The sequence below is a fragment of the Cupriavidus sp. JZ107 genome, assembly GCF_053903255.1.
This window is the reverse complement of record NZ_CP096480.1, coordinates 1,912,900-1,936,434: the sequence shown is the minus strand read 5'-3', so window position 1 is coordinate 1,936,434 and position 23,535 is coordinate 1,912,900. Positions and strand designations below refer to the sequence as shown.

Sequence of the window (23,535 nt, the reverse complement as noted above, 5' to 3'; positions counted from 1 at the left end):
CCGATCCGGTCCGATCGAGTTCAGCCGCGTGCTCAGCCGCGTGCCGCCAGCGTGCGCCGCGCGTAGTACTCGAACGTCAGCTGCGAGCGTCGCGGCGTCAGGATCCAGTCGTGCGCCTCCCTAGCCAGCGCCTCCGGCAGCGGCTTGATCGTGCCCGCCGCCATCGCGGCCAGCTGCATGCGGGCCGCGCGCTCGAACAGCAGCGCCATCACGCAGGCCTCCTCCACCGAGGTCGCGGCGATCAGCAGACCGTGGTGGGCCAGCAGGATGGCACGCTTGTCGCCCAGGGCCGCCGAAATGATTTCGCCTTCCTCATTGCCGACCGGCACGCCGGGCCATTTTTCGAGGAAGGCGCAATCGCCGTACAGCACGCAGGTGTCCATGTGCGACACCGTCAGCGGCACTTCCAGCATCGACAGCGTCGCCGCGTGGAACGGATGTGTATGGATGATGCAGTTCACGTCCGGCCGCGCCCGGTAGATCCACGAGTGAAAGCGGTTGGCCGGATTGGGCATGCCGCCGCCTTCGAGCACGCGCAGGTCTTCGTCGACCAGCAGCAGGTTCTGCGCGGTGATCTCGTCGAAGCCGAGCCCCAGCTGCTGTGTGTAGTAGCGGCCGGGTTCGTCCGCGCGCGCCGTGATCTGGCCGGCGAGGCCGGAATCGTGGCCGCCGTCGAACAGGATGCGGCAGGTCAGCGCCACCTTTTCGCGCAGCGATCGTTCCGGTACGGTCAGCCGGGTTTGCATCTCGCCCTGTGCGCGGGCGATCAGCTCGTCTTTCTTCAGGTCGAAGGTATCAGCCATATTGCAGGTTCCGTTGGGATGTTGAAGGAGGGCCGTCGGTCATGTCTTCACTTCTATTCGGCCTTGATCTTTGCCGCGTCGACCACCGCCGCCCACTTCTTTTTCTCGGCGGCCATCATTGCAGCGTATTCCTGTTGCGTGCCGGCCAGTGCTTCGCTGCCTTGCGCCGCCAGGCGGCTGCGCAGGCTCGGACGGGCCAGCGTGGTACGCAGTGTCGTGGACAGTTTCTCGACCACATCGGCGGGTGTGCCGGCCGGAACGTACAGCGCATTCCAAGAGCTCGTCTCGAACGACGGCAAGCCGGCTTCCTGGCTCGTGGGCACCGCCGGCGCCGCGGTGGAGCGCGTGCCATTGGCGATGGCCAGCGCACGCAACTTGCCGGCCTTGACCTGCGGCATGACGACGGGCACGGCGTCGATCACCGCGGCCACGTGGCCGCCGATCGCGGCATTGACCGCTTCGGCGCCGCTCTTGTACGGCACGTGATTGATCTTCGTGCCGCTCAGCAGCTTCAGCAACTCCATGCTCATGTGCGGCGCGCTGGCGCTGCCCGCCGAGCCGTAGTCGAGCCGGTCAGGGTGGCTGCGCGCATAGGCGAGGAATTCCTTGAGGTCGCGCGCCGGTACGCCGGTCGCCACCGCCAGCATGAACGGCGACTTCGACACCATGCCAAGCGGCGTGAACTGGCTCTCCGGCGAGTAGGGCAGCTTGCCGGCCGGATAGATCAGCGGATTGACGATCTGGGTGCCGACCGTACCCATGAACACGGTATAGCCATCGGGCGCCGCCTTGGCGGCGGCCTGCGCGGCGAGCAGCCCGCCGGCTCCAGGCCGGTTCTCGATCAGCACGGTCTGGCCAAGCGCGCCGGACCATTCCTGCCCGACCAGGCGGGCGATATTGTCGGTAATCCCGCCGGCGCCAAACGGCACCACCAGCCGGATCGGCTTGGCTGGAAACGGTTCTGCGGCTACGGCATTGACGGCCAGCAGGCAGCAGCCGGCCACCGCCACCATCCATCGGGGCGCTTTCATCTGGAACTCTCCGTTGTGTGTCATGTCATTGCCGGCATGACACAATGTGTCCTACAGAATGTGTTGTGTCAAGTAGGACATGTTGTACCCGGAGCGCCGATATAATGCCGCGGTCGCTTTCGCTACCGCCCCCCATGGTCAATCTGGCGCATCGCCTTCGCACGCTCCGCCGCCAACGCGGCCTTTCGCTGGAAACGCTGGCCGAGCAAACCGGCCTGACGCGCAGTTATCTGTCCAAGCTGGAGCGAGGTCTCAGTTCGCCATCGATCGCCACGATCCTGAAGATCGCCGATGCCTATGGCATGGGGACGGGGCAGCTGCTGGGCGATGCACGCGACAGTGCGCACGAGGTCGTCTGCATTTCTCGCGCCGGCGAGCGGGAGCCGTTGTCGCCATCGGCGCGCGAGGGCACCTATCGCTACGAGGCCATCGCCGCGCAGCGCAAGGTCAAGGCGATGGAGCCCTTCATCATGTATCCGCCGCGGGAGTTTCCCGACGAAGCGCGCTCCGCGCACAGCGGCGAGGAGTTCCTGTTCGTGCTGAAGGGCCAGGTCGAGGTGATGCTGGGGGAAGAGACCATCGCGCTGTCGATCGGCGATTCGCTGTACTTCGATGCCGATCTGCCGCACCGCATTCGCACGGTGGGACGCGCGCAGGCCGAGGTGCTGGTCACCACGGCGAAATAAGAACCACAGCCGCAATGACAAAGCCGCCGGGGCGCATCGCTCCCGGCGGCTTTGTCATGATGTGGGCGGAGACGGCTGGCGCCGGGCGCCTTCGAGGCCGTTTCAGGCCGTCTTGGCCTCTTGATAAGCGGCGTACAGGCGCTTGAATACCGGTCCGGGCACACCGCTGCCGATCGTCTTGCCGTCGATCGTCACCACCGGAAGGATCTCCTTGCTGGCCGACGACAGCAGGACTTCGTCGGCGGCAAATACCTCGTCGCGGGTGACCGGGCGCGACACCAGCGGAATCTCGAAGCGTGCGCACAGCTCTTCGATCAGGCCATAGCGGATGCCCTCGAGGATCAGATTGTCCTTGGGCGGCGCGGCGACGGTGCCATGCTTGACGACCCAGACGTTGGACGCCGAGGCCTCGGTCAGCATGCCGTCGCGGAACTGGATGGCCTCGGTGACACCATGCTCGGCGGCATTCTGCGCGGCGAGCACATTGCCCAGCAGCGACGTCGACTTGATCTGGCAGTGCAGCCAGCGCTTGTCCTCCATCGTGACGCAGGCGACCCCACGCTCGGTCGCCGCGGCCGGCGGCAGCGACATCGGATTGGTCATGATGAAGACGGTCGGCGTGATCTCCTTCGGGAACGCGTGCATGCGCTTGGCGACGCCGCGCGTGACCTGGATATAGATCATCTGGTCAGGCATCGGATTGGCCTGCATCACGCGCGCGATCAGCGCCGACCATTGGCCTTGGTCATGCGGATTCGGAATACCGATCGCGTCGAGGCTGCGCGCGAGCCGCGCCAGATGCTGTGCCGCGCGGAACGGCTTGCCGGCGTAGACCGGGATCACCTCGTAGACGCCGTCGCCAAAGATAAAGCCGCGGTCGAGCACGGGAATGCGCGCCTCGGACAGTGGCGTCAATTCGCCGTTCAGATAAACGATGGCGTCGGAGCTGGAATTCATGGTCTGAATGGGATCGAAGTGAGAGGAACAGCGTTCAGGCATTGTTCCACAACGGGTCGCGGGCAGTCATGCCGAATCCGCATAACGTCGAAGCCCCGGCCCCGTCGCCCAGGCCGCCCCGAAAGCAAGCTCGGCCTTGCTTGTAGGACGAATCCTTGCCGTAATCAGCCATGCGCCGACGGCGCCGCCAGGTCCCCTCCGGAATACTCCGGGGAAAACGACTGACAGCGTGGCGCCGTGCTCACCTTCGTGCTGCTGACCCTCGCCGCGATCGGACTGATCGCGATCGTGATCTACCTGTCCAGATGACTGGCGGATGGACGACCGGAGTCGTGCGCCTGGGCACGAGCCAGGGCCGGGCGCGCTTGCAGCGCGCTTCAGCTGGCGCCGTCGGTGCGCAGCGGCGCGGCCGCGACAGGCAGGCCCGGCGGCTCCAGGCCGCCACCGCTGTCGTTGGCGGCGGTGTGCTCGGGTGTGGGCGCGGGCGTTGGCGTTTCGTCGAGCCGATTGCCATGCGCGTCGAGGTCGGGCCGGCGCGCAAACAGCAGCGCAAAGTCGCTGAGCGCCTGCCACGTGCTCTGGTGCGCAATGATGTCCGAATGATTGCTGCCGGGGATGGTCTCCACCGCCACCGGTCCCGGCCACGCCGCCATCAGCCGCTCGGAGCATTCATGCGGAACCACGTCGTCGACCTCGGCGAGCAGCACCTTGGTCCGCTGTACCACCTTCTTGCAGTGCGAGATCGAATCGAAGTGATGACGCATCAGCTGACGCAGCGGCACCAGCGGGAAACGCTTGCGCACGAGTTCCAGCAGCGAATCGTAGGGCGTAATCAACTGCAGACTCTCGAAGTCCTGCAGGTCCGCCAGCTGGATCGCGACCCCCGTGCCCAGGCTGCGGCCCACCACATGCACGCGCGTGCCCGGCAACACGCGACGCAGGTGCAGCAGGAACTGGCTGGCGTCGGCCACCGCGGCGGCCTCCGAGGGGCTGCCGTCGGAATGGCCCAGGCCCCGATAGTCGAACGTGGCGAAGCCTACTTCGGCCGGCAGCCAATGTAGAAATTGCATGGTCTCGAGCACGTCTTCGCCGCGACCTGGCAGATAGAACAACAGATCGGTGACGGCACAGTGCGCGTCGCCGCGATACACGTAGCCGCGCAGCATTCCGCCTGGAATGGTGTGCGAATAGGCGGTAATGCCCTCCGGCAGCTCGCGCGGCGGGCGCCGGCGCGCGTCGAACAGCAGGCGGCCCTGGTTGATGCCGAGGTAGGTCCAGTAGCTCAAGAAGCCGGCGGCCGTCAGCACGGCGGCGGCGCCGATGGTCTTGTAGGGCAGGTGCGTCAGGACCTGGCGAAACAAGTAGCGATTCGCATTGCGGTTTGGGTTGCGTTTCTGTTCTTCCATGAGGCGCACCTTATACGAATTCGGCCCCGCGCGGCAAATCGACGCCAAATGCGGGGCGGATAGCGGCAATTGCCGGCAGTACCTGATTTGAGCGGACCCGCGCGTTGCGGCATCGCATCGGCATTGCGGCTATGCCCTCGCGATAGGCGGATCGATTTCCTATGCTGCCTGTGTCCCCTCACCTGTCCCTGTCCTGACATGGAGAACAACATGGATCGTCGCCAGTTCTTGAAATGGGGAAGCTTCATCACCGTCTCGGTCGCCACCACGGGGTTGGCCGGCTGCGGCGGTGGCGATGACAATCCCGATCCGCCCGAACCGGACCTGTTCGACTTCCGCCACGGGGTCGCCTCGGGGGATCCCCGCCCCGACAGCGTCGTGCTGTGGACGCGCGTCGAGGGCGACAACGGCAGGCGTCACGTCAATGTGCGCCTGCAGGTGTCGACCCAGGAGGACTTCTCCACGCTGGTCGTCAACGACCTGTTGCGTGCACTGCCGGATTGGGATTACACGCTGCGCACCAAGGTCACCGGCCTGAACGCCGCCACCACCTACTACTACCGCTTCCGCGTCGGCAGCCGTTTCAGTCCCGTCGGCCGCACGCGCACCGCCCCCGCGGCCGGCACGCCGCTGTCGCAGCTGAAGTTCGCCTTCGTCAGTTGCCAGGACTGGAGCATCAACCACTGGGCCGGCATGGAGGAGCTCGCCCAGCAGGACCTCGATTTCATCGTGCATACCGGCGACTACATCTACGAGGCGGTGGCCGACGGCGCGCCGGTCAACCTGGTCGAAAGCCGCCATACGCCGCTGTCGCTGCCCAACGGCACCACGCTGCCGAGCGGCTTCCGCTACGCGACCACGCTGGAGGACTACCGCTATCTGTACAAGGCCTACCGCAGCGATGCGCGGCTGCAGGCGCTGCATGCGCGCTTCCCGATGATCGCGATCTGGGACGACCATGAGTTCTCCGACGACTGCTGGCAGGACCGCCAGAGCTATGACGCCGACGACGACCAGACGCCGCAGACCGCGCGGCGGCGCAGCGCCAACCAGGCGTGGTTCGAGTACCTGCCGGCCGACGTGACGCTGGACCTGAACAACCCGTCGTTCCAGAACATCCAGATCTATCGCGCCTTCACCTTTGGCAATCTGGCGACGCTGCTGATGACCGACGAGCGGCTGTATCGCGCCGACCATCTGATCTCGGAGGCCAATGCCGGCGGCGATGTCGGCAGCCGCTTCTTCATCCGGCGCGACACGCTGAAAGCCGCCGAGGACGCGAAGATCGCCGCGGCGGGCGGTGCGCTGACGCCGGTATCGATGCTGGGCGATGCGCAGCGCGCGTGGTGGCAGGACCGTATCGGCGGCGCGGCGACGACCTGGAAACTGTGGGGCAATCAGGTCTCCCTGCTGCGCATGCAGGCCGATCTGACCGAGGCGATCGCCGAGCTGATGGTGCTGCGGCTGATCGCGAGCAATACGGCGCTGACACCGCTGCGCGACCAGATGGAGACGGCGCTGACAGCGGACCTGCGCGCGGCGGTATCGTCGGGGACCTATCCGAACAACGTCGCCTACGCCAATCTGCGGCAACTGCTGTCGACGCAGGCGGGCATCGACGCCGCCAACTTCGACGCCAATATCAAGCCGACGCTCGACAGCCGCCTGCCGCCGGCTTCGCTGCTGGCCACCTACGTGCTGAACGCCGACCAGTGGGATGGCTACGACGCCGAGCGCCGCAATCTGATGGCCTTCCTGAAGACGAACAACGTGCGCAATGTGGTGGCGCTGACCGGGGATATCCACGCGTTCTTTGCCGGCGTGGTGATGGACGACTACGATGCGGCGACACCGACGCCGGTGATGGTCGACCTGGTCGGCGCAGGGCTGTCCAGCAATACGCTGATGAGCACGTACAAGAGCGTGGTCGACAACGATCCGCGCCTCGCCGAGATCAAGGCGCTGATCTACGAGGAGGTCAGCGGCGCCGTGGTCAACACGCTGAATCGCACGCTGCAGCATTTCAATCCGTGGATGCGCTACGTGGAGACCAACGTCACCGGCTATGCGATCGTCACGCTGACGCCGGACCGGCTCAATTGCGCGTTCCATATCCTGAAGGGACTGGTCGACGGCAATGCGCCGCCGCAGCCGGCGACGACCAGCGTCACGACGGTGGAGGTGCCGGCGGGCTCGGCGGTGGTCAACGTGGTGTAGCGCACCACGCCGCCGCGGCTCCCCTCTCCCTTTCGCGGGAGAGGGGAGCAGTACGACTCGGGATGTCGCGCGTCACGCGCTTTGGTACGATGCCCTCGTTGCCCGAGCCACCACGGAGTCCCCATGCGTCGCAGCGTTGCAGGCCGGGTTCTGCCCGCCGTCATAGTGGCCGCGTTGTGCGGCGCCAGCCTTGCGCATGCCGCGCGCTCGTCGTCACCGGCCGATCAGGCGCCGGTGCCGCCCGTGGTGCCGTCCATGCCGGCCCAGCCCACGCCGGTCGCCACCGCGGAAGGCATCACCGAGTACCGCCTGCCCAACGGGTTGCGCGTACTGCTCGCTCCCGACGCGGCGCAGCCGACCACCACGGTCAATATCACCTATCTGGTCGGAAGCCGGCACGAGAGCTACGGCGAAAGCGGCATGGCGCACCTGCTCGAGCACCTGCTGTTCAAGGGCACGCCGAGCCTGCCCGACGGCGCGACCGGCCGGCAGATGGCCAGCCGGGGCATGCAATTCAATGGCACCACCGCGTACGATCGGACCAACTACTTCGCCACCTTCGCGGCCAGCGAGGAAAACCTGGACTGGCTGCTGCGGATGGAGGCGGACCGGATGGTCAACAGCACGATCTCGCGCAGCGCGCTCGGCAGCGAGATGACGGTGGTGCGCAACGAGCTGGAGCGCGGCGAGAACAGCCCGACCGGGGTGCTGCTGCGGCAGCTGGCCGCCAGCGCCTATCACTGGCACAACTACGGCAAGGCGCCGATCGGCGCGCGCAGCGATATCGAACACGTCGGCATCGACGCGCTGCAGGCCTTCTATCGCCGCTACTACCAGCCCGACAATGCGGTGCTGGTGATCACCGGGCAATTCGATCCGCAGCGCGCGCTGGCCAGCGTGAGTCGCTATTTCGGCGCGATTCCCCGGCCCGCCCGTGTGCTGGCGGAGCAGTACACCGTCGAGCCGCCGCAGGAAGGGCCGCGCGAGATCCTGCTGCAGCGGCCCGGCGATATCCAGGTCGTGGCCGCGCAGTATCACATCGGCCCGGGCGCGCATCCGGATACCGCGGCGATGACGCTGCTGGTCGATATCCTGACCGCGATTCCCGGAGGACGCCTGTACCACGGACTGGTCGAGCAGAAGAAGGCGGCGTCGCAGACGGGCTTTGTGCGGGCGTTGAAGCAGCCGGGCAGCGTGGTGTTCCTGGCGCAGGTCGGCAAGGCGCAGCCGCTGGAGCCGGCGCGCAGCGGGCTGCTGGAGCTGGTCGAAGGCATCGCCGCGCGGCCGATCACGCAAGAGGAGCTCGACCGCGCGCAGCGGCGTGCGCGCAATGGCTACGAACGGATGCTGAACGATCCGGCCAGCTATGGCGTGGCGCTGTCGGAGGCCATCGCCAAGGGCGATTGGCGGCTGATGCTGATTGCCCGCGATCAGATCGAGCGCGTGACGCTCGACGACGTCAACCGCGTGGCACGCCACTATCTGCAGCGCGCCAACCGCACGCTGGGCCAGTTCATTCCCGTCGATGTGCCCGGCTACGTGGCGATTCCGCCGGCGCCCGACCTCGCCGAACTGACGCGCGACTATCGGGGCAAGCCCGGCGCGGCCCCGGTCGCGCCGTTCGCTCCCACGCCCGCCAATATCGAGGCGCATACGGTGCGCGCCACGCTGCCGAACGGCATGGCGATGGCGATGTTGCCCAAGCCCGCGCGGGGGCAGCGTGTGCAGGGCCAACTGGTGCTGCGCATGGGCGATGTGCAGAGCCTGCGCGGGCTGGACGCCGTGGGCACGCTGACCGCCGGCATGCTGATGCGCGGCGCCGGCGGGCGCGATCGCCAGCAGCTGATCGATGCGTTCGAGGCGCTGAGGGCGACGGTCGGCGTCTCCGGCGATGCCGAACGCGTGACCGTCGGTTTCCAGGCGCCGCGCGAGCACCTGCCGCAGGTCCTGACGCTGCTGCGCGACGTGCTGCGCGAACCGAGCCTGCCGCTCGCGGAATTCGAGGTGCTGCGCGCCAGCACGATCGCCGGCATCCAGAGCCAGGTACGGCAGCCCGAAGCCCTGGCCCCGGTCGTGCTGGGGCGGCACGGCAATCCCTATCCGAAGGGCGATCCGCGCTATGTGCCCACGCTGGAGGAATCGATTGCCGAATTGCGCGCGGTCCGGCTCGAGCAGGTGCGGGACTTCCATCGGCGTTTCTACGGCGCCAGCCATGCGCAGTTCGCGCTGGTCGGCGACTTCGATGCCGCGGCCGTGCGGCAGCAGGTGGAGGTCCTGTTCGGCGACTGGAATGCGCCGATGCCGTTCGCGCGTGTGGAGCGCGATTTCGTGCCGCTGCATCCGGCGAGCCTGGCCGTGCCGACGCCGCACAAGGCCAACGCCAGCTTCATCGCGGCGCTGCCGATCGGCATGACGATGGACCATCCCGACTATGCGGCGCTGGCGATCGCCAACCGGATCTTCGGCGGCAGCTCGATGAAGAGCCGGCTGGCCGATCGCCTGCGCCAGCAGGAGGGCATCAGCTACGGCGCCACCAGCTATCTGCGGATCGGCGCACTCGACACCGCGGGGCGTTTCGGCATCCAGGCATCCTTCGCGCCGCAGAACCTGCCGCGGCTGAAGGCTGGCGTGCAGCGCGAATTGCGGCGATTCCTGCGCGAAGGCGTGACCGGGGACGAACTGGCCGAGGCCAAGAGTGGGCTGCGGCAACAGGGGCTGGTCACCCGCAGCCGCGACGAGGCGTTGGCCTCGATGCTGGCCTATCAATTGTTCGTCGGCCAGACCATGGCGTTTACGGAGCAACTGGAGGCCCGCATCGAGCAGGCCACGGTCGAGCAGGTCAATGCGGCGATCCGGCGGTATCTGGACCCGGACCGCTTTGTCGAGGTCTATGCCGGCGCCTGGCCGGACGCCCGCGGGGCCGAGGACACGGGCAAAGTCGCGGCCTCGCCGGAGGGTGGTCTATAGCTTTATATAATGACGTCGGTTTAAATGATAAATTGTACAAATCGAGGGGGCATCGCCAGAATGGGGCCTTCGCTGCGAAACACAAAGCACGCAGCACAAGAATCTGAACCCTGACACCGACCATCCAACCAAGGAGCGATCCCAATGCTGCAATCCCGTGAAGGCCAACGCGTCCCCAACGTCACGTTCCGCGTCCGCGAGAACAATGAATGGAAGAACCTGAGCACCGCGGAGCTGTTCGACAACAAGACCGTCGTGGTCTTCTCGCTGCCCGGCGCATTCACCCCGACCTGTTCGTCGACCCACCTGCCGCGCTACAACGAGCTGGCGCCCGTCTTCGCCAAGCACGGCGTCGACGCGATCCTGTGCGTCTCGGTCAATGACACCTTCGTGATGAACGAGTGGGCCAAGGACCAGGAATCCGAGAACATCGTGATGATCCCCGACGGCAACGGCGAATTCACCGACGGCATGGGCATGCTGGTGGACAAGACCGACCTCGGCTTCGGCAAGCGCAGCTGGCGCTATTCGATGCTGGTCAAGAACGGCGCGGTCGACAAGATGTTCATCGAGCCGGAAGAACCGGGCGACCCGTTCAAGGTCTCCGACGCCGACACGATGCTGGCCTATGTCGCTCCGAACGCCAAGAAGCCTGACCAGGTCGTGGTGTTCTCGAAGGAAGGCTGCCCGTTCTGCGCCAAGGCCAAGCAGCTGCTGGCGGACAACGGCTACCAGTACATCGACGTGCCGCTGGAACACAAGATCCGCGGCAAGGTGCTCGGCGCGGTGTCCGGCACGATGACCGCTCCCCAGGTGTTCATCAACGGCAAGCTGATCGGCGGCGCTGAGCAGGTCGAGCAGTATCTGGCTGCCTGATCTTCCGCAGCGCCTCTTTTCCCCAATTCCACTGAATTTTCCGTGGCGCGGTCCGGCAGTCGCCGGACCCGATGGCGGCGTGCCGCCATCGGGTCCGTGGATTGAACCGCCCCGAATACAACGAACGTCTCTCCGAACAGGAATTTCGCCATGCAAACCATCGACACCGACATCGCCGTGATCGGCGCAGGCACCGCTGGCCTCGCCGCGTATCGCGCCGCCAGGGCCGCCGGCAAGCGCGCCGTGATCATCGAGGGCGGGGAATACGGCACCACCTGCGCCCGCGTTGGTTGCATGCCGTCGAAGCTGCTGATCGCGGCGGCCGAGGCCGCGCACGAGCTGCGCCATACCGCGCCGTTCGGCGTCCATGTCGATGGGCAGATCCGCATCGACGGCCGCGAGGTGATGGACCGGGTGCGGCGCGAACGCGATCGCTTCGTCGGCTTCGTCGTGCGCGGCGTCGACAATATTCCGGAGCAGGACCGCCTGCGCGGCTATGCCCGCTTCATCGACAACACGGTGCTGCAGGTCGGCGACGATGCCGGCGGCACCGTGGTCCGCGCGAGTCGCGTGGTGATCGCCACCGGCTCGAGCCCGGCCGTGCCAGCGCCGTTCCGCGTGTTCGGTGACCGCCTGGTAGTCAACGACGACGTCTTCGACTGGCAGGATCTGCCGCGCCGCGTGGCGGTGTTCGGTCCCGGCGTGATCGGCCTTGAACTGGGGCAGGCGCTGTCGCGTCTGGGCGTGCAGGTGCGCGTGTTCGGCGTGCGCGGCGGCGTCGGTCCGTTGACCGACCCGGCGATTCGCGCCTACGCCGCCCAGGCCTTCCGGCAGGAGTTCTATCTGGATCCCGATGCCAACGTCACGGACATGGCGCGCGAAGGCGACGAGGCGGTGATCTCGTTCATCGACCGCGACGGCAATTCGGTCACCGAGCGCTTCGACTACGTGCTGGCCGCCACCGGCCGCCAGCCGAATGTCCGCAATCTCGGCCTCGAAAACACCGGCCTGGAGCTCGACGCCCGCGGCGTGCCGGTATTCGATCCGGCCACGCTGCAGTGCGGCTCAGCCCCGATCTTCATCGCCGGCGACGCCAACGACGTGCTCCCGCTGCTGCACGAGGCCGCCGACGAGGGCAAGAGCGCCGGCGAAAACGCCGCCAGCTGGCCGCGGGTTTCCCCGGTGCCGCGCCGCGCGCCGATCGCGGTGGTGTTCTCGGACCCGCAACTGGCGATGGTCGGCCAGCGCTACGCCGACCTGCCGGCCGACAGCTTTGTCACCGGCGAGGTCAGCTTCGAGGACCAGGGGCGCAGCCGCGTGATGCTGAAGAATCGCGGGCTGATGCACGTCTATGCCGACAAGGCCAGCGGCCGTTTCCTCGGTGCCGAATGGATGGGCCCGCGCGCCGAACATATCGCGCATCTGCTGGCATGGGCATATCAACAGCAATTGACGATCGGTCAGATGCTGGCGATGCCGTTCTATCACCCCGTGATCGAAGAGGGCCTGCGCACCGCGTTGCGCGATGCACAAGCCAAACTGCGCGCCTGAGCCGGGTAAATGCCGCCGTGGCGGCATTCCTTCCATTGCCGTTATGCGTGCTGCCGCGCATCCCCGCCTCGACATCGCGGGGGTGCGAATTATTATGTAATTGCCGAATATTGTGATTCTGTCTTATTGGATTACATTTTTTATGGTGACGCGAACATAACCGTGAGCTAGCATAACGGCACCCTACAACTGGCAAGGAATGACGATGGCGACTTACAAACAATTGCTGGCAGAAAAGGAAAAACTCGAAGCGCAACTTGAGGAAGCCAGGCAAACCGAAGTGGCGACGGTGATCGCCCAGATCCAGCAGCTGATGGAGGATTACGGTTTGACGGCAGAGGATCTCGCGCCGCGCCGCCGTGGCCGTCCTCGCAAGTCGGCAGCCCGCTCCGGCACGCCGGCCCCGGCCAAATATCGCGATCCGAAGACCGGCAAGACCTGGTCCGGCCGCGGCCGCGCACCGGCATGGCTGGGCAAGAATCGGGATCGTTTCCTGATCACCGAGTAAGGTTGTGCGTGCAAGACCGTGCGTGATTGCAATTCACCAACGGTAATGCGCCGAATGGCAATATCCGGCGCGAGCGATGTCCTGCCAGGGGACGCGATTGACGCGATTTGCCGCCGTGCCCCCGCATGATTCTGTGCGATAGCCGGTCCCGGGGGCGCAGCATACCTGTCCGTTTTTTGCGGGAATTCCTGTTTTTTGAACCGGTTCCGCCAGCCTGCTTGCAGCAAGACATTGCGACAAGACATTGCGACAAGACAATGCGCAAGCCATTGACGGCGCTTAATTAAGTCTCTTCTTACAATCGAGCCGATCCTCCGTATTGCGACGGGTCAACGCAATACGGGCCGGCCGCCGCCGAATTGCCGAAACGATAACGGTAACGGTGCGCGGCGCATCGAAACGCTCGCCTCGCGCCAATACGATATCCCGCGCCGCTTCCGTGCGATCGTCCGATTCGCAGGTCAACCATACCGACCCTTGCAGGCAAAGCACGGTGTATCCTTGGCCGACCACCAGCCGAAGCGGTTCGGAGCCGATTCTGTCAACGCGACCAATACGATCGATCCGGTCAATTCGGACAATGCCGTCGGGTCCGGCGAATGCATGCATGGCGATCTCCGTGCGTGCCCAGTAGCGGTGGGGCGCCATGTCATTGTGGTCGCGCGTCCGATAGCCTGGCCGGATGTTTCGGCATCCCCGGCATTCCGGCGCATCATGACCGGCGCCAATGACCGCGCCAATACGGCGCCAATGACGACGCCTGCGCTACCATGACTGCGCATATCCGCAGCAACCAGCCATGACGAAGATCAGTCCGGCCGCTTCCCAGGCCTTGCGCGCCATGTCCCTCGACGCGCTGCGCGGATTTGACAGCGCGGCCCGTCATTTGAGCTTTACCGCGGCGGCGGACGAGCTGTGCCTGACACAGTCGGCCATCAGCAAGCAGATCAAGAGCCTGGAGGACGGGCTGGGCGTGCCGCTGTTCCTGCGCGGGGCCAAGGGGTTGTCGTTGACGCCCGAGGGCCGTCTGCTGCAGCAGGCCGCCCGCGAGGCGATCGAACGGCTGGCCGGCACGGTCGAACGCCTGATCGCGCCGGAGCGCAGCGCGATCTCGGTGACCACCACGCCGTCGTTCGCCACGCTATGGCTGGTGCCGCGCCTGGCGCGGTTTCAGGCGGAGGCGCCTGATGTCGACGTGCGTGTGGACGCCTCGGAGGCGGTCGCCAATCTGGACCGGGACGGTTTTGATCTGGCCATCCGGCTGCGCTCGCCGGGACAGGCCGCCGCCGCGCTGCTGCGCGAGCGGTTGATGCTGGTTGCCGCGCCACCGGTCGCCGCGCGCATCCAGCGCGCCGGCGATATTCGCGGCGCGACGCTGCTGGTCTATCACGATCCCAATGCCCGCTTCGGCTGGATGTCCTGGGGCGAGTGGTATCGGCGCCTGGGGCTGACGGCCGCCGCCAGTCAGCCCTGCCTGTATTTCTCGCGCTACGAGCACGTCGTCGCCGCGGCCGCGGAAGGGGCGGGCATTGCGATCGGGCGCACACCGCTGATCCTGCCGCTGCTGGCTCGCGGCGAGCTGCAAGTGGTACTGCCGGAGGCCGGGATGGACGGCATGGAGTACCAGATCGTGCTTGCGGACCATGCACAGGCACGGCCCGCGGTGCACCGCTTCGAGGCCTGGTTGACGCGCGAACTGACGCGCGACGTCACCGGCTGACCGGAGACGCCGCGGCCCACGCCATCAGAAGCGGTGGCGCACACCCACCCCGTAGTTGTTGCCGTGGGACAGGCCGCCGACCTTGTCGTAGTAATAGGCGACATAGACATCGGTGCGCTTGGACAGGTTGTAGTCGTAGGCCACCGCCGCCGTATTGCGCTCGATATCGGCGACCTCGTTCTTGACCTTGCCGTAGGCATACGACAGCAGCAGGCTGCCGGCGCCGATCGGCACCGACGCGCCGATCTGTCCGTTGCTGTGCTTGATGTCCCCGGTCGCGCCGTCGATATCCGATCGGATGTGCTGGCCCTGCGCAAACAGCTTGACCACCTTGAAGTCGTAGCTGAGGCCGGCCTGCACGGCGTTCTGCTTGCGAAAGCCGACCATCGCGGCGGGCGAGGTCACGTCTCCCGGCGTGTTGTTGAACTTGACCTGCTGGAACGCGACCGTCGCGGCAAACGGCCCGTTGAAATACAGCACGTTGCCGCCCCACTTGTTCTTGCCATTGTCGCCGGCCTGCTCGCCGAACGCATAGATCGCATTGAAGCTGAGCCCGCCGAACTTCGGCGACGAATAGACCAGCGAATTGCTCCACCCGGAATCGCCAATGATGCCCGGATCGTAGACCGTGCCGCCATTGCTGCTGACATAGGTGTGGAAGATGGTCGGCGAGAAGTGGTACGAATCGACCAGCGGATTGAACAGGATCGTCGACAGGAAATACGGCGTGGTATTTCGGCCGAGCCGGACGGTGCCGGCTGACTCGCTCTGCAGCCCGACGTAGGCGCTGCGCGTGAACATGCCGTCGGCATCGAACCGGCCCGCGCGGCCGCCGTCGGCCCGATAGAAGCCATTCAGATCGAAGATCGCCTTCAGGCCGTTGCCCAGATCCTCGGTGCCCTTGATGCCCCAATACGACGTCTGCATGCCGCCGGCACCAAGCACATAGGCGCGATCGCCGCCGACCGCCTTGTTGCTGCCGACGTAGGTGTCGATCTGCCCGTACAGCGTCACGCTGGACTGCGCCAGTACGCCCCCGCTCGCCAATGCCGCCACGGCGGCCACCATCGCGGCCGACAGCGCGCGCGCCGGCCGGAATATCGTTGTTGTCATGCGAACCTCCATCGTTGACCCTGATTTCTCTCGTGCTGCCTTCTATCGAGGCGTCGTTGTCGTGATGTCCCCGCTCGGCTGGCTCGGCCGATTTACCGGGGTGTTCGGAGCAGTGTGCGGAAATCGGGCGGGACCGACCACCATCATTTTTCGTGCGACGCGAGCACAAAATGTGTGCGGTGGCGGAACGAGCCGTGCAGAGGTCCGGACGAGATGGGGGGGACGGCGTCGCGCCCGTTATGCGGCCAACGTCAGCGGCGCGTGCAGGCCGCCGATGGCGGTCTTCAGATGCTCGGCGAATGCGGCGGCAGAGGGCGGCAGCGCGCGGCCCTTGCGAGCGGCCAGCACCAGCCGGCCCAGCGCCAGCTCGGGATCGCCGAGCGGCACCGCGGTCAACGTGCCCTGGCGCGTTTCGCGCAGCGTGCCGGCATGGAACTGGAAGCAGATCGCATCGGTCTGCCGGACGAAACCCTTCAGCGTCTCGACCGTGGTCGCCTCGAGCATCACCGACAGATGCAGCCGATTGCGCGCGGCGATCGCTTCGATCAGACCGCGGCTGGCAAAGGTGGCCGGGCCGAGGGCCACCGGGAAGGCCGCGCAGTCGGCCAGCCGCAGCGTGCGCCGTGCGGCAAGCGGATGGTCGGGCCGCATCATCGCGCAGAACGGCTGTGGCGCGGCCGCGAGCTCCTGCAGCAGCGGACTGGCAGGGGGATCGTGCGCCAGCAGCAGGTCCGCCTCGTCCTGCTTCAGCGCTTGCATCAGCGCATCGGTCCCGCCGATCTGCACCTGGAATTGCACGCCGCGATGATGTGTCTGATAGCGGCCGATCGCGCCGGGCAGGAAATCTGTCGCCACCGACTCCGCCGAGGCGATCCGCACCGAGCCGCGCACCAAGCCGCGCAGCTGTGCCATCTGTGCCGCCGCCGCGTCCAGGTCGGCCAGGCTGCGCCGGATGGTGGCCACCAGCACTTCGCCGGCCGACGTCAGCCGCACGCCGCGCGGCAGCCGTTCGAACAGCGGCGTGCCGATCTGCTGTTCCACCTCGAGAATCTTGCGGTTCAGCGCGGTCGACGCGACATGCAGCTGTTCGGCCGCCTTGCGGATCGAGCCGCAGCGGGCCACGGTGTCGAGATACAGATAGACGCGGGGAGGGTGGAGCATCGGCTCGGGGGGCGCGCGGCAGGAATCGGAACGATCACTGGCAAGCAAGGATCGTGCGCGGTCTCGAAGCCCTGGAGACAACACGGGCGTGGCCGCCCTGCGCTGGCCGATCTTCCGTTCGCATCCTATTGTGGGACGTGGTTGGGTCGGTCCGATCGTATCCGGGGCGGCCCGTGTCTCGTAACAACACTGACGGAGCGCATGGCTATGCAGAAGATTGGATCGGCAAGGTGGCAAGGCGGCATCAAGGACGGCGGCGGCACGATCTCGACCCAGAGCGGCGTGCTCAAGGATGCGCCATACGGCTTCAAGGCACGCTTCGAGGGCGGCCCCGGCACCAATCCGGAGGAGCTGATCGGGGCTGCCCATGCCGGCTGCTTTTCGATGGCCCTGTCGCTGATTCTCGGCGAGGCGGGCATGGTGCCGGACAGCATCGACACCAAGGCCACCGTCACGCTGGAAAAGGAGGGCGGCGGCTTCAGTATCACGGCCATCCATCTGGACGTGGCGGTGCGTATCCCCGGCGCGGACCAGGCCGCCTTCGACAAGTGCGCGCAGACCGCCAAGGAGAACTGTCCGGTGTCCAAGCTGATGAAGGCACCGATCACGATGAATGCCACCCTGAATGCCTGAGTACCCGCCCGCCGCCGTGCCGCGCCCAGGCGGCACGGCGGCGAGATTTCCCGGGAACCGGGCGCGCAACGCGCTTTCTATAATGGACAGGGCGCAGCGCCCCGCCATCCGGCGCTGCTGCCCGCCACCTCAGGAGGCAACATCATGCAGAGCAGCGAAGCGGTGCTCACGCAGGCCCGCGCGGCGCTGGCCAATCTGCCGTTCCACGGCCAGCATCTCCATCCCACCATCAATTTGCGCCTGTCCGACGGCGCACTGATTCTCGAGGGCGACGTCCCGGATATCGTCGCCAAGACCCGGGCCGCGGCCCGGATGCGCAAGATCGACGGCGTATCGTGCGTGATCGACCATCTGCGCGTGGCCAACGGCGCGGCGCCCGCCGGCGATGGCGAACTGCGCAACGCGGTCTGCGAGCGGCTGCTGCAGGCCGTGGATTTCCGCAGTTGCAAGATCTGCGTGCATGCCAAGGGCCGGCTGGAAACGCTGCGCGAGGCGGTCGGCGAGCGCAGCGGCTGGATCGAGGTCAATACGGTCGATGGCATCGTGACCTTGCGCGGACAGGTGATCAGCCTGTCCCATATGCGGCTCGCCGGCGTGCTCGCCTGGTGGTCCCCCGGCTGCCAGTGCGTGGTCAATGAACTCGAGATCGCGCCGGCGGAACGCGACAACGACGAGGAGATCACCGAGGCGCTGCGCCTGGTGCTCGAGTCGGATCCGATGGTCAATGCGGACCAGATCGCCATTCGCACCGAGAACCGCGTGGTCACGCTGGAGGGCTATGCGGGCGAGGGCGCACGCCGCCAGGCCGAACGCGATGCCTGGTATCTGCACGGCGTCGAGGACGTCATCAACCGGATCGAACGCCGGCCAGATGCCGTCTGAGCGCGCGGCAAGCGTTGCGCCAGGGTTTGGCGCTGCCATGGGCCCGGCCTATCGTCAGGCCGCGGTCCCTTCGCGCAGCCCGTCCTCCACGCGCCAGTAACGGCGCCGCGCCCGCAGCGCATAGCGGGCGCGATAGTCCGACATCGACATCCCGGTCGCGCGCTGGAACAGCCGCCGGAAGGTCGCTGCATCGCTGTAGCCGCACGCTTCGGCGATCGCCTGCGTGCCGTGCAGCGAGACCTCCAGCAGTGTCTTCGCCCGCTCGATTCGCAGGGCATGCAGGTAGGCCAGCGGCGTCATGCCGGTAACCTGGCGGAAATGCCGCAGCAAGGTCCGCTCGCTGACCGCGGCCGCGCCCGCCACCTCGGCCAACCGGTATGGCGCGCCGATATGGTCCCGCAGCCAGCGCCTGGCGCGGAATACCGGGCTGTCGGCGGTCGGGGTGAGCCAGCGCTGCGCCGTCAGCGCCGGCGTCAGCAGCTGGCGTTCAGCCTGCAGCAGCAGCACGCGGGCACTGGCCTGGGCCAGGTCGGGATCGTGCAGATGGCCGAGCACGCGCAGCATGAATTCGGTCTGCAGGGCCGGCGCCACGCTGTGGAAGACGCGGCCGTGCACGCCCATCGGTTCGTCGTGGGTGAAGTCGCACAGCCGGTAGCGGCGCGCCATCCAGCTCTGGTAAAGCCACGGTGCGCCGATGCGGGCGCCGTCGAGCAGTCCCAGTTCGGCGGCATAGGCGATGCCGTTGAACGACGCCGCGATCCAGCCGCCCGCCTGCGCATGCCGCTCCACCAGCTTGAGCACCGCGCGTTGCTGTTCGAACAATTCGCCGAGATGCGGCGCGTTGCGCGCCATCACGCCCGGGATCACCAGCAGTGAACGGGTTTCGCCCTGTTTGCGGCCGCGCTTGGCTGCGCGCGAGCGGCGGCGTGAGCGGACCAGACCCGGTACCGGCATCGGCAAGGCCCGTCCCGTTTCGCCGATGACCTGCCAGCTGAGCCCGCACTCGCTTCCCGGGCGCTGCAATTGCGCGATGCCGCTGGCCGTGCGCAGGACGTCGAGCGCGGCGAACAGCGAGCCCGGCATGGCATGGGGCAGCCACAGCAGCCGCACATGCAATGCCGGCGCGGGGCGGTCCGTCGCCGGTAGCGGGCCCAGTTCGGGGAAATTCGGCGCAGACGCGTCGTCGTCGGGGCAGGGCGGTGGAGGCGCTGGCATGGCGGGATCGACATCGGAAATGGCGATATTGGTCCTCCCCGATGCGGCGGACAAGCCCTAGCATCCCGGATTGACTCCCGGCACAACGCGGCCCCTTGCCGCCAACAACATTCGCTAACCGGGCCTTCACCTCAGGAGACTTCATGCAGCCACGCCTGCAACCCGCCGTACGCCGCCTCGCCGCGGCAGCCCTGTTCGCTTGCGCCGCCGGTGCTGCCACCATCGCAGGCCCCGCCCAGGCCGCGCCCGATGCGACGCTGCTCGAGGCGGCCCGCGCCGCGCAGCCGAAACTGATCGAATCGCTGAAGGAGATGGTGTCGATCGAATCGGGCAGCCGCAACGCGGCCGGATTGGCCCAGATGGCGGCGTATGCCGAAAGGCGGCTGGCGGCGCTGGGCGCAACCACCGAGCGCGTCAAGCCGAAAAGCGGGGACAGTCCGATCGTCAAGGGCACGCTGACGGGCAACGGCAAGGCGCGCATCATGCTGATCGCGCATATGGACACGATCTATCCGCCCAATACGCTGGCCACGCAGCCGATCCGCCAGGATGGCAACAAGCTGTACGGGCCCGGCATCGCCGACGACAAGGGCGGCATCGCGGTGATCCTGCACGCGCTGGAAATCCTGCAGGCGAGCGGCTGGCGTGACTACGCGCGCATCACGGTGCTGCTGAACGCCGACGAGGAAATCGGCTCGGAGGGCTCGGGCGAGCTGATCGCCGCGCTCGGCGAGCAGCACGACGTGGTGCTGTCGTGCGAGCCGACCGCGGCCAAGGCCGTGGTCAAGGCCGAGGCGCTGCTGCTTGGCGCCAGCGGCACCGCCAGTGCGACGATGGAGGTCAAGGGACGCGCCGCGCATGCCGGCGCCGCGCCCGAGCACGGCCGCAACGCGCTGCTCGAACTCGCCCATCAGTTGCAGCAGACCCGCGATATCGCCAAGTCGGTTCCCGGCACGCAGCTGAACTGGACTGGCGCGCAGGCGGGCGTCGTGCGCAACCAGATTCCCGAGGTCGCGGTGGCGACAGCCGACGTGCGCACCACCGTCAAGGACGGTCCGCAGAAGCTGAAGGCCGCGCTCGAGCGCAAGGTCGCCGAGAGCCGGCTGGTTCCCGATACGCACACCACGGTGTCGATGGAAGAGGGCCGTCCGCCCTTCGTCGTCAACGAAAAGGGCCGCGCGCTGGCCAAGCGGGCGCAGCAGATCTACGCCGAACTGGACGGCCGTCAGCTTGCGCTGGCGGAAGGAACCGGCGGCGGCACCGACGCGGGCTACGCCGCGCTGTCGGGCAAGCCCGCGGTGGTCGAGAGTTTTGGACTGGCGGGCTTCGGCTATCACGCGCGCGACGAGTACATCGAGATCGACTCGATCGTGCCGCGGCTGTATCTGATGACGCGCATGCTGCAGGAAATCGGCAGGCAATAGCGCTGCGCTTTCCATTACCGGCAATCTGAATCCAGTCCCGCGTCATTCCGATCTTTTCAATGCGCCCGCCGGCAATAACCGGCGGGCGCATTTTTTCTTGCGTAATGCCACAGAACCCGCCAACGCAAGTTTTGCAAGGCGTGCAGGGATTGTCTGTCGGATTCACAACGTGGGGCGCGTGCTGGCGCGGAATTGGATCGGCACGCCCGTTGCTAGAGCTAGAAACGCGTCGCCGGCGGCTCACCGCACGGCGTCTTTCGCTCACCCCACAACGGAGTTTCCATGGACACCTTGACCGATCTGCTGGATGCCAAGGGCTGCCCGCTGGGCCAGCAACATTTCACTTGGAAGGACCTGGTCCAGGCGCCGATCAGCAAGCTGGACGATGACGCATTCACCCGCGTCCGCATCATTCTGATGAATGGCATCGAATCCGATGCGCTGCGGCTCAAGCACATCATGTCGCGCTGCAATCGGGAATTGCGGATTCCGCTCGCGCAAATCCGCCGCGTCGAGCATCACCAGGCCACGATGATCAACTGGCTGATCGGCGCCGATCATTCCCCGCTGGAGACGACGATCGCCTATGAACAAGTGGCCATCGAGGTCACCGCGGCGGTCGCGCAGACCGAGCCCGATCCGTACCAGGCGCAGGCCTATCGCTTCGGCCTGCTCGAGGACTTCGATCATCTGTACCGCTATAGCGCGCTGCTCGACCGGCTCGAAGGCAAGGACGCGAATGCGATCACGCAGGGCCATACCGACATCGTGCCGGGACGCTCGACCTGGGTCGAACACCGCGCGCCGCAGGACGACGTGCGCGAAAGCTACGACCGCGCCAACGCCGCGCTGATCACCAAGATCCACGCCGCGATGATCACCGCGGCCGAGTACCAGACCCACGACTACTACATGAACATCGGGCCGCTGTTCTCCGACCCGCTGGCGCGCCAGCTGTACGCCGAGATCGCATCGATCGAGGAACAGCACGTGACCCAGTACGGCTCGCTGATGGATCCCGATGAAAGCATGATCGAGAAGTGGGTGATCCACGAAGCGATGGAGGCCTACAACTACTACAGCTGCGTGCAGCAGGAGAGCAATCCGCGCATCAAGGCGATCTGGGAACGCTTCCTCGACTACGAGCTGGGTCATCTGCATGTCGCCTGCGAAATGCTCAAGCGCCACGAGAATCGTGACCCCGCAGAGATCCTGTCCGGACCGCTGCCCAAGCCGATCGACTTCGCCAGCCAACGCGATTTCGTGCGCAAGGTGCTGGCGGACGAGGTCGACCTGCGCGCCAACGGCATGGACTTCGTGCCGCTCGACAAGGACAGCCCCGCCTCGATCGAATACCGCCGCGTGATGAATGCCGACGGCTCGCCGTCGCAGCTGGTTTCCGCCGGCTATGTCTGGACGCCCGGCACCGAACTGGCGCGGATGCACACCGCCGCCTGAGGCGATCGCTGAAGCCGCTACGAAGCCGCCACGAAGCCATCTCGCTGGACCAGCGAACTGGACAACCGAAACTGGAGAGAACGCATGCAACAGACCACCCAGATGGGCGTCAACCGCACCGGCGCGCAGATGTCGCCGATCGACACCGAGACCATGGAGCGTTATGCCGAGAACATGGGGCCGGACAGCGGGATCGACGACATGAACGTACCGGCCGAATCGCAGCCGGCCGCCGAGGTGCGTGCCCAATATATCGACGAGGCAGACCCGGTCGGTTCGGTGCCGCTGCCCGGTACGCTCAAGGGCGCGATGAGCACGACGATGGACAAGCTGACCGGCAATCGTCCCGAGGTGCTGATCGACAAGCTCGGCGAGCGCCTGGCGTTCGAACGCACCGGCACGCGCCTCTACGAGCTGATGATCGCCAAGTGCAAGGAGATGGATACCAGCGCGGTCGATCCCGACGTGCTCGGCACGCTGATGCATTTCCATGATGAAGAGGCCGAGCACTTCGCGATGGTCGACGAGACCATGCGGGCGATCGGCGCAGACCCGACTGCGGTCACGCCTTGCGCCGACGTGGCAGGCGTCACCGCCATGGGAGTACTGCAGACCATCGCCGATCCGCGCACGAACTTCGCGCAATGCCTCAATGCGCTGCTGACCGCGGAGATGACCGACAACGCGGGTTGGGAATTGCTGATCAAGCTCGCGACCGAGACCGGCCATACCGAGATGGCACAGAAGTTCCAGCAGGCGCTGACGGAGGAGGAGCAGCATATGGCCACGATCCGGCAGTGGCTGGAGCGTGCAGTCATCACGGAAGCGACGTAAGACGAGCGCACCAGCACCAGCACCAGCACCAGCACCAGCACCAGCACCAGCACCAGCACCGGCGCCGGTTGCCGCGGCGGACCCGCGGCACCG

The 23,535-nt window shown here is 66.5% G+C and carries 20 protein-coding genes; 12 read left to right on the top strand and 8 right to left on the bottom strand.

Going from position 1 to position 23,535, the window contains the following annotated elements; translation table 11 throughout:
* Positions 1 to 32: 32 nt before the first annotated feature.
* Together M1D55_RS08300 and M1D55_RS08295 are read right to left on the bottom strand one after the other, a co-directional pair.
* Entirely contained in the window at positions 33 to 803 is a 771-nt protein-coding gene (locus tag M1D55_RS08300; protein WP_006575538.1) for an aldolase, read from the bottom strand.
* A gap of 53 nt (positions 804 to 856) precedes the next feature.
* Positions 857 to 1,834: a Bug family tripartite tricarboxylate transporter substrate binding protein gene (locus M1D55_RS08295; protein ID WP_456280631.1), complete on the bottom strand. Its 978-nt coding sequence runs from the start codon at positions 1,832 to 1,834 to the stop codon at positions 857 to 859.
* A 134-nt stretch (positions 1,835 to 1,968) separates the two neighbouring features.
* Between M1D55_RS08295 and M1D55_RS08290 the strand changes: the two genes are divergently transcribed.
* On the top strand, positions 1,969 to 2,520 hold the full coding sequence (locus M1D55_RS08290; protein ID WP_006575540.1) for a helix-turn-helix domain-containing protein: 552 nt from the start codon (positions 1,969 to 1,971) through the stop codon (positions 2,518 to 2,520).
* Between the two features lie 102 nt (positions 2,521 to 2,622).
* Here the strand turns inward: M1D55_RS08290 and M1D55_RS08285 are convergent, their stop codons facing one another.
* Positions 2,623 to 3,477, bottom strand: coding sequence for a D-amino acid aminotransferase (locus M1D55_RS08285; RefSeq protein WP_456280630.1), 855 nt, complete (start codon positions 3,475 to 3,477; stop codon positions 2,623 to 2,625).
* Between the two features lie 377 nt (positions 3,478 to 3,854).
* Complete coding sequence (locus M1D55_RS08280) at positions 3,855 to 4,883, bottom strand: alpha/beta hydrolase (protein WP_456281333.1); 1,029 nt, start codon at positions 4,881 to 4,883, stop codon at positions 3,855 to 3,857.
* A 210-nt stretch (positions 4,884 to 5,093) separates the two neighbouring features.
* Here M1D55_RS08280 and M1D55_RS08275 point away from each other — a divergent pair, with 210 nt between their 5' ends.
* The 5 genes from M1D55_RS08275 to M1D55_RS08255 all read left to right on the top strand — a co-directional run bounded on the left by M1D55_RS08275 (position 5,094) and on the right by M1D55_RS08255 (position 13,002).
* On the top strand, positions 5,094 to 7,100 hold the full coding sequence (locus tag M1D55_RS08275) for an alkaline phosphatase D family protein (RefSeq protein WP_456280629.1): 2,007 nt from the start codon (positions 5,094 to 5,096) through the stop codon (positions 7,098 to 7,100).
* A 123-nt stretch (positions 7,101 to 7,223) separates the two neighbouring features.
* Positions 7,224 to 10,067, top strand: a complete 2,844-nt coding sequence (locus tag M1D55_RS08270; RefSeq protein WP_456280628.1) for a M16 family metallopeptidase — start codon at positions 7,224 to 7,226, stop codon at positions 10,065 to 10,067.
* Between the two features lie 144 nt (positions 10,068 to 10,211).
* Positions 10,212 to 10,943, top strand: a complete 732-nt coding sequence (locus M1D55_RS08265; RefSeq protein WP_456280627.1) for a glutathione peroxidase — start codon at positions 10,212 to 10,214, stop codon at positions 10,941 to 10,943.
* Positions 10,944 to 11,093: 150 nt separating this feature from the next.
* A complete protein-coding gene (locus M1D55_RS08260; protein WP_456280626.1) occupies positions 11,094 to 12,494 on the top strand; it encodes a dihydrolipoyl dehydrogenase in 1,401 nt (466 codons plus the stop codon).
* Positions 12,495 to 12,699: 205 nt separating this feature from the next.
* The gene (locus M1D55_RS08255; RefSeq protein ID WP_006575547.1) at positions 12,700 to 13,002 is read left to right on the top strand and encodes an H-NS histone family protein; all 303 of its coding nucleotides are present in this window, start codon (positions 12,700 to 12,702) and stop codon (positions 13,000 to 13,002) included.
* Positions 13,003 to 13,281: 279 nt separating this feature from the next.
* Here M1D55_RS08255 and M1D55_RS08250 read toward each other — a convergent pair whose 3' ends face one another.
* On the bottom strand, positions 13,282 to 13,611 hold the full coding sequence (locus tag M1D55_RS08250) for a DUF2917 domain-containing protein (RefSeq protein ID WP_456280625.1): 330 nt from the start codon (positions 13,609 to 13,611) through the stop codon (positions 13,282 to 13,284).
* Between the two features lie 190 nt (positions 13,612 to 13,801).
* Here M1D55_RS08250 and M1D55_RS08245 point away from each other — a divergent pair, with 190 nt between their 5' ends.
* On the top strand, positions 13,802 to 14,722 hold the full coding sequence (locus M1D55_RS08245) for a LysR substrate-binding domain-containing protein (RefSeq protein WP_064576387.1): 921 nt from the start codon (positions 13,802 to 13,804) through the stop codon (positions 14,720 to 14,722).
* Between the two features lie 24 nt (positions 14,723 to 14,746).
* Here the strand turns inward: M1D55_RS08245 and M1D55_RS08240 are convergent, their stop codons facing one another.
* Together M1D55_RS08240 and M1D55_RS08235 are read right to left on the bottom strand one after the other, a co-directional pair.
* Positions 14,747 to 15,835, bottom strand: coding sequence for a porin (locus M1D55_RS08240; RefSeq protein WP_232204404.1), 1,089 nt, complete (start codon positions 15,833 to 15,835; stop codon positions 14,747 to 14,749).
* A gap of 237 nt (positions 15,836 to 16,072) precedes the next feature.
* Positions 16,073 to 16,996, bottom strand: a complete 924-nt coding sequence (locus M1D55_RS08235; RefSeq protein WP_456280624.1) for a LysR family transcriptional regulator — start codon at positions 16,994 to 16,996, stop codon at positions 16,073 to 16,075.
* A gap of 207 nt (positions 16,997 to 17,203) precedes the next feature.
* On the opposite strand from M1D55_RS08235, the gene M1D55_RS08230 reads away from it, so the two are divergent.
* Entirely contained in the window at positions 17,204 to 17,629 is a 426-nt protein-coding gene (locus tag M1D55_RS08230) for an OsmC family protein (RefSeq protein ID WP_006575552.1), read from the top strand.
* A 144-nt stretch (positions 17,630 to 17,773) separates the two neighbouring features.
* Positions 17,774 to 18,511, top strand: a complete 738-nt coding sequence (locus M1D55_RS08225; protein ID WP_456280623.1) for a BON domain-containing protein — start codon at positions 17,774 to 17,776, stop codon at positions 18,509 to 18,511.
* 54 nt (positions 18,512 to 18,565) lie between these two features.
* Here the strand turns inward: M1D55_RS08225 and M1D55_RS08220 are convergent, their stop codons facing one another.
* Positions 18,566 to 19,594 (bottom strand): GlxA family transcriptional regulator, encoded by a 1,029-nt coding sequence (locus tag M1D55_RS08220; RefSeq protein ID WP_456281332.1) that lies wholly within the window; start codon positions 19,592 to 19,594, stop codon positions 18,566 to 18,568.
* A 275-nt stretch (positions 19,595 to 19,869) separates the two neighbouring features.
* Here M1D55_RS08220 and M1D55_RS08215 point away from each other — a divergent pair, with 275 nt between their 5' ends.
* From M1D55_RS08215 to M1D55_RS08205, 3 genes are all read left to right on the top strand, one after another.
* A complete protein-coding gene (locus M1D55_RS08215; protein WP_023263270.1) occupies positions 19,870 to 21,150 on the top strand; it encodes a M20/M25/M40 family metallo-hydrolase in 1,281 nt (426 codons plus the stop codon).
* A 282-nt stretch (positions 21,151 to 21,432) separates the two neighbouring features.
* Entirely contained in the window at positions 21,433 to 22,608 is a 1,176-nt protein-coding gene (locus M1D55_RS08210; protein ID WP_006575556.1) for a hypothetical protein, read from the top strand.
* 84 nt (positions 22,609 to 22,692) lie between these two features.
* On the top strand, positions 22,693 to 23,442 hold the full coding sequence (locus tag M1D55_RS08205) for a DUF892 family protein (protein WP_006575557.1): 750 nt from the start codon (positions 22,693 to 22,695) through the stop codon (positions 23,440 to 23,442).
* Positions 23,443 to 23,535 lie beyond the last annotated feature (93 nt).

Excerpts from the sequence above, each read along its gene's own strand:
- M1D55_RS08210 (WP_006575556.1), top strand. The coding sequence starts at position 21,433 with ATGGACACCTTGACCGATCTGCTGGATGCCAAGGGCTGCCCGCTGGGC.
- M1D55_RS08220 (WP_456281332.1), bottom strand. The coding sequence starts at position 19,594 with ATGCCGGGCTCGCTGTTCGCCGCGCTCGACGTCCTGCGCACGGCCAGC.
- M1D55_RS08275 (WP_456280629.1), top strand. The coding sequence starts at position 5,094 with ATGGATCGTCGCCAGTTCTTGAAATGGGGAAGCTTCATCACCGTCTCG.
- M1D55_RS08280 (WP_456281333.1), bottom strand. The coding sequence starts at position 4,883 with ATGGAAGAACAGAAACGCAACCCAAACCGCAATGCGAATCGCTACTTG.
- M1D55_RS08250 (WP_456280625.1), bottom strand. The coding sequence starts at position 13,611 with ATGCATGCATTCGCCGGACCCGACGGCATTGTCCGAATTGACCGGATC.
- M1D55_RS08290 (WP_006575540.1), top strand. The coding sequence starts at position 1,969 with ATGGTCAATCTGGCGCATCGCCTTCGCACGCTCCGCCGCCAACGCGGC.
- M1D55_RS08300 (WP_006575538.1), bottom strand. The coding sequence starts at position 803 with ATGGCTGATACCTTCGACCTGAAGAAAGACGAGCTGATCGCCCGCGCA.
- M1D55_RS08255 (WP_006575547.1), top strand. The coding sequence starts at position 12,700 with ATGGCGACTTACAAACAATTGCTGGCAGAAAAGGAAAAACTCGAAGCG.
- M1D55_RS08270 (WP_456280628.1), top strand. The coding sequence starts at position 7,224 with ATGCGTCGCAGCGTTGCAGGCCGGGTTCTGCCCGCCGTCATAGTGGCC.
- M1D55_RS08245 (WP_064576387.1), top strand. The coding sequence starts at position 13,802 with ATGACGAAGATCAGTCCGGCCGCTTCCCAGGCCTTGCGCGCCATGTCC.
- M1D55_RS08205 (WP_006575557.1), top strand. The coding sequence starts at position 22,693 with ATGCAACAGACCACCCAGATGGGCGTCAACCGCACCGGCGCGCAGATG.
- M1D55_RS08230 (WP_006575552.1), top strand. The coding sequence starts at position 17,204 with ATGCAGAAGATTGGATCGGCAAGGTGGCAAGGCGGCATCAAGGACGGC.
- M1D55_RS08225 (WP_456280623.1), top strand. The coding sequence starts at position 17,774 with ATGCAGAGCAGCGAAGCGGTGCTCACGCAGGCCCGCGCGGCGCTGGCC.
- M1D55_RS08240 (WP_232204404.1), bottom strand. The coding sequence starts at position 15,835 with ATGACAACAACGATATTCCGGCCGGCGCGCGCGCTGTCGGCCGCGATG.
- M1D55_RS08295 (WP_456280631.1), bottom strand. The coding sequence starts at position 1,834 with ATGAAAGCGCCCCGATGGATGGTGGCGGTGGCCGGCTGCTGCCTGCTG.
- M1D55_RS08215 (WP_023263270.1), top strand. The coding sequence starts at position 19,870 with ATGCAGCCACGCCTGCAACCCGCCGTACGCCGCCTCGCCGCGGCAGCC.
- M1D55_RS08235 (WP_456280624.1), bottom strand. The coding sequence starts at position 16,996 with ATGCTCCACCCTCCCCGCGTCTATCTGTATCTCGACACCGTGGCCCGC.
- M1D55_RS08265 (WP_456280627.1), top strand. The coding sequence starts at position 10,212 with ATGCTGCAATCCCGTGAAGGCCAACGCGTCCCCAACGTCACGTTCCGC.
- M1D55_RS08285 (WP_456280630.1), bottom strand. The coding sequence starts at position 3,477 with ATGAATTCCAGCTCCGACGCCATCGTTTATCTGAACGGCGAATTGACG.
- M1D55_RS08260 (WP_456280626.1), top strand. The coding sequence starts at position 11,094 with ATGCAAACCATCGACACCGACATCGCCGTGATCGGCGCAGGCACCGCT.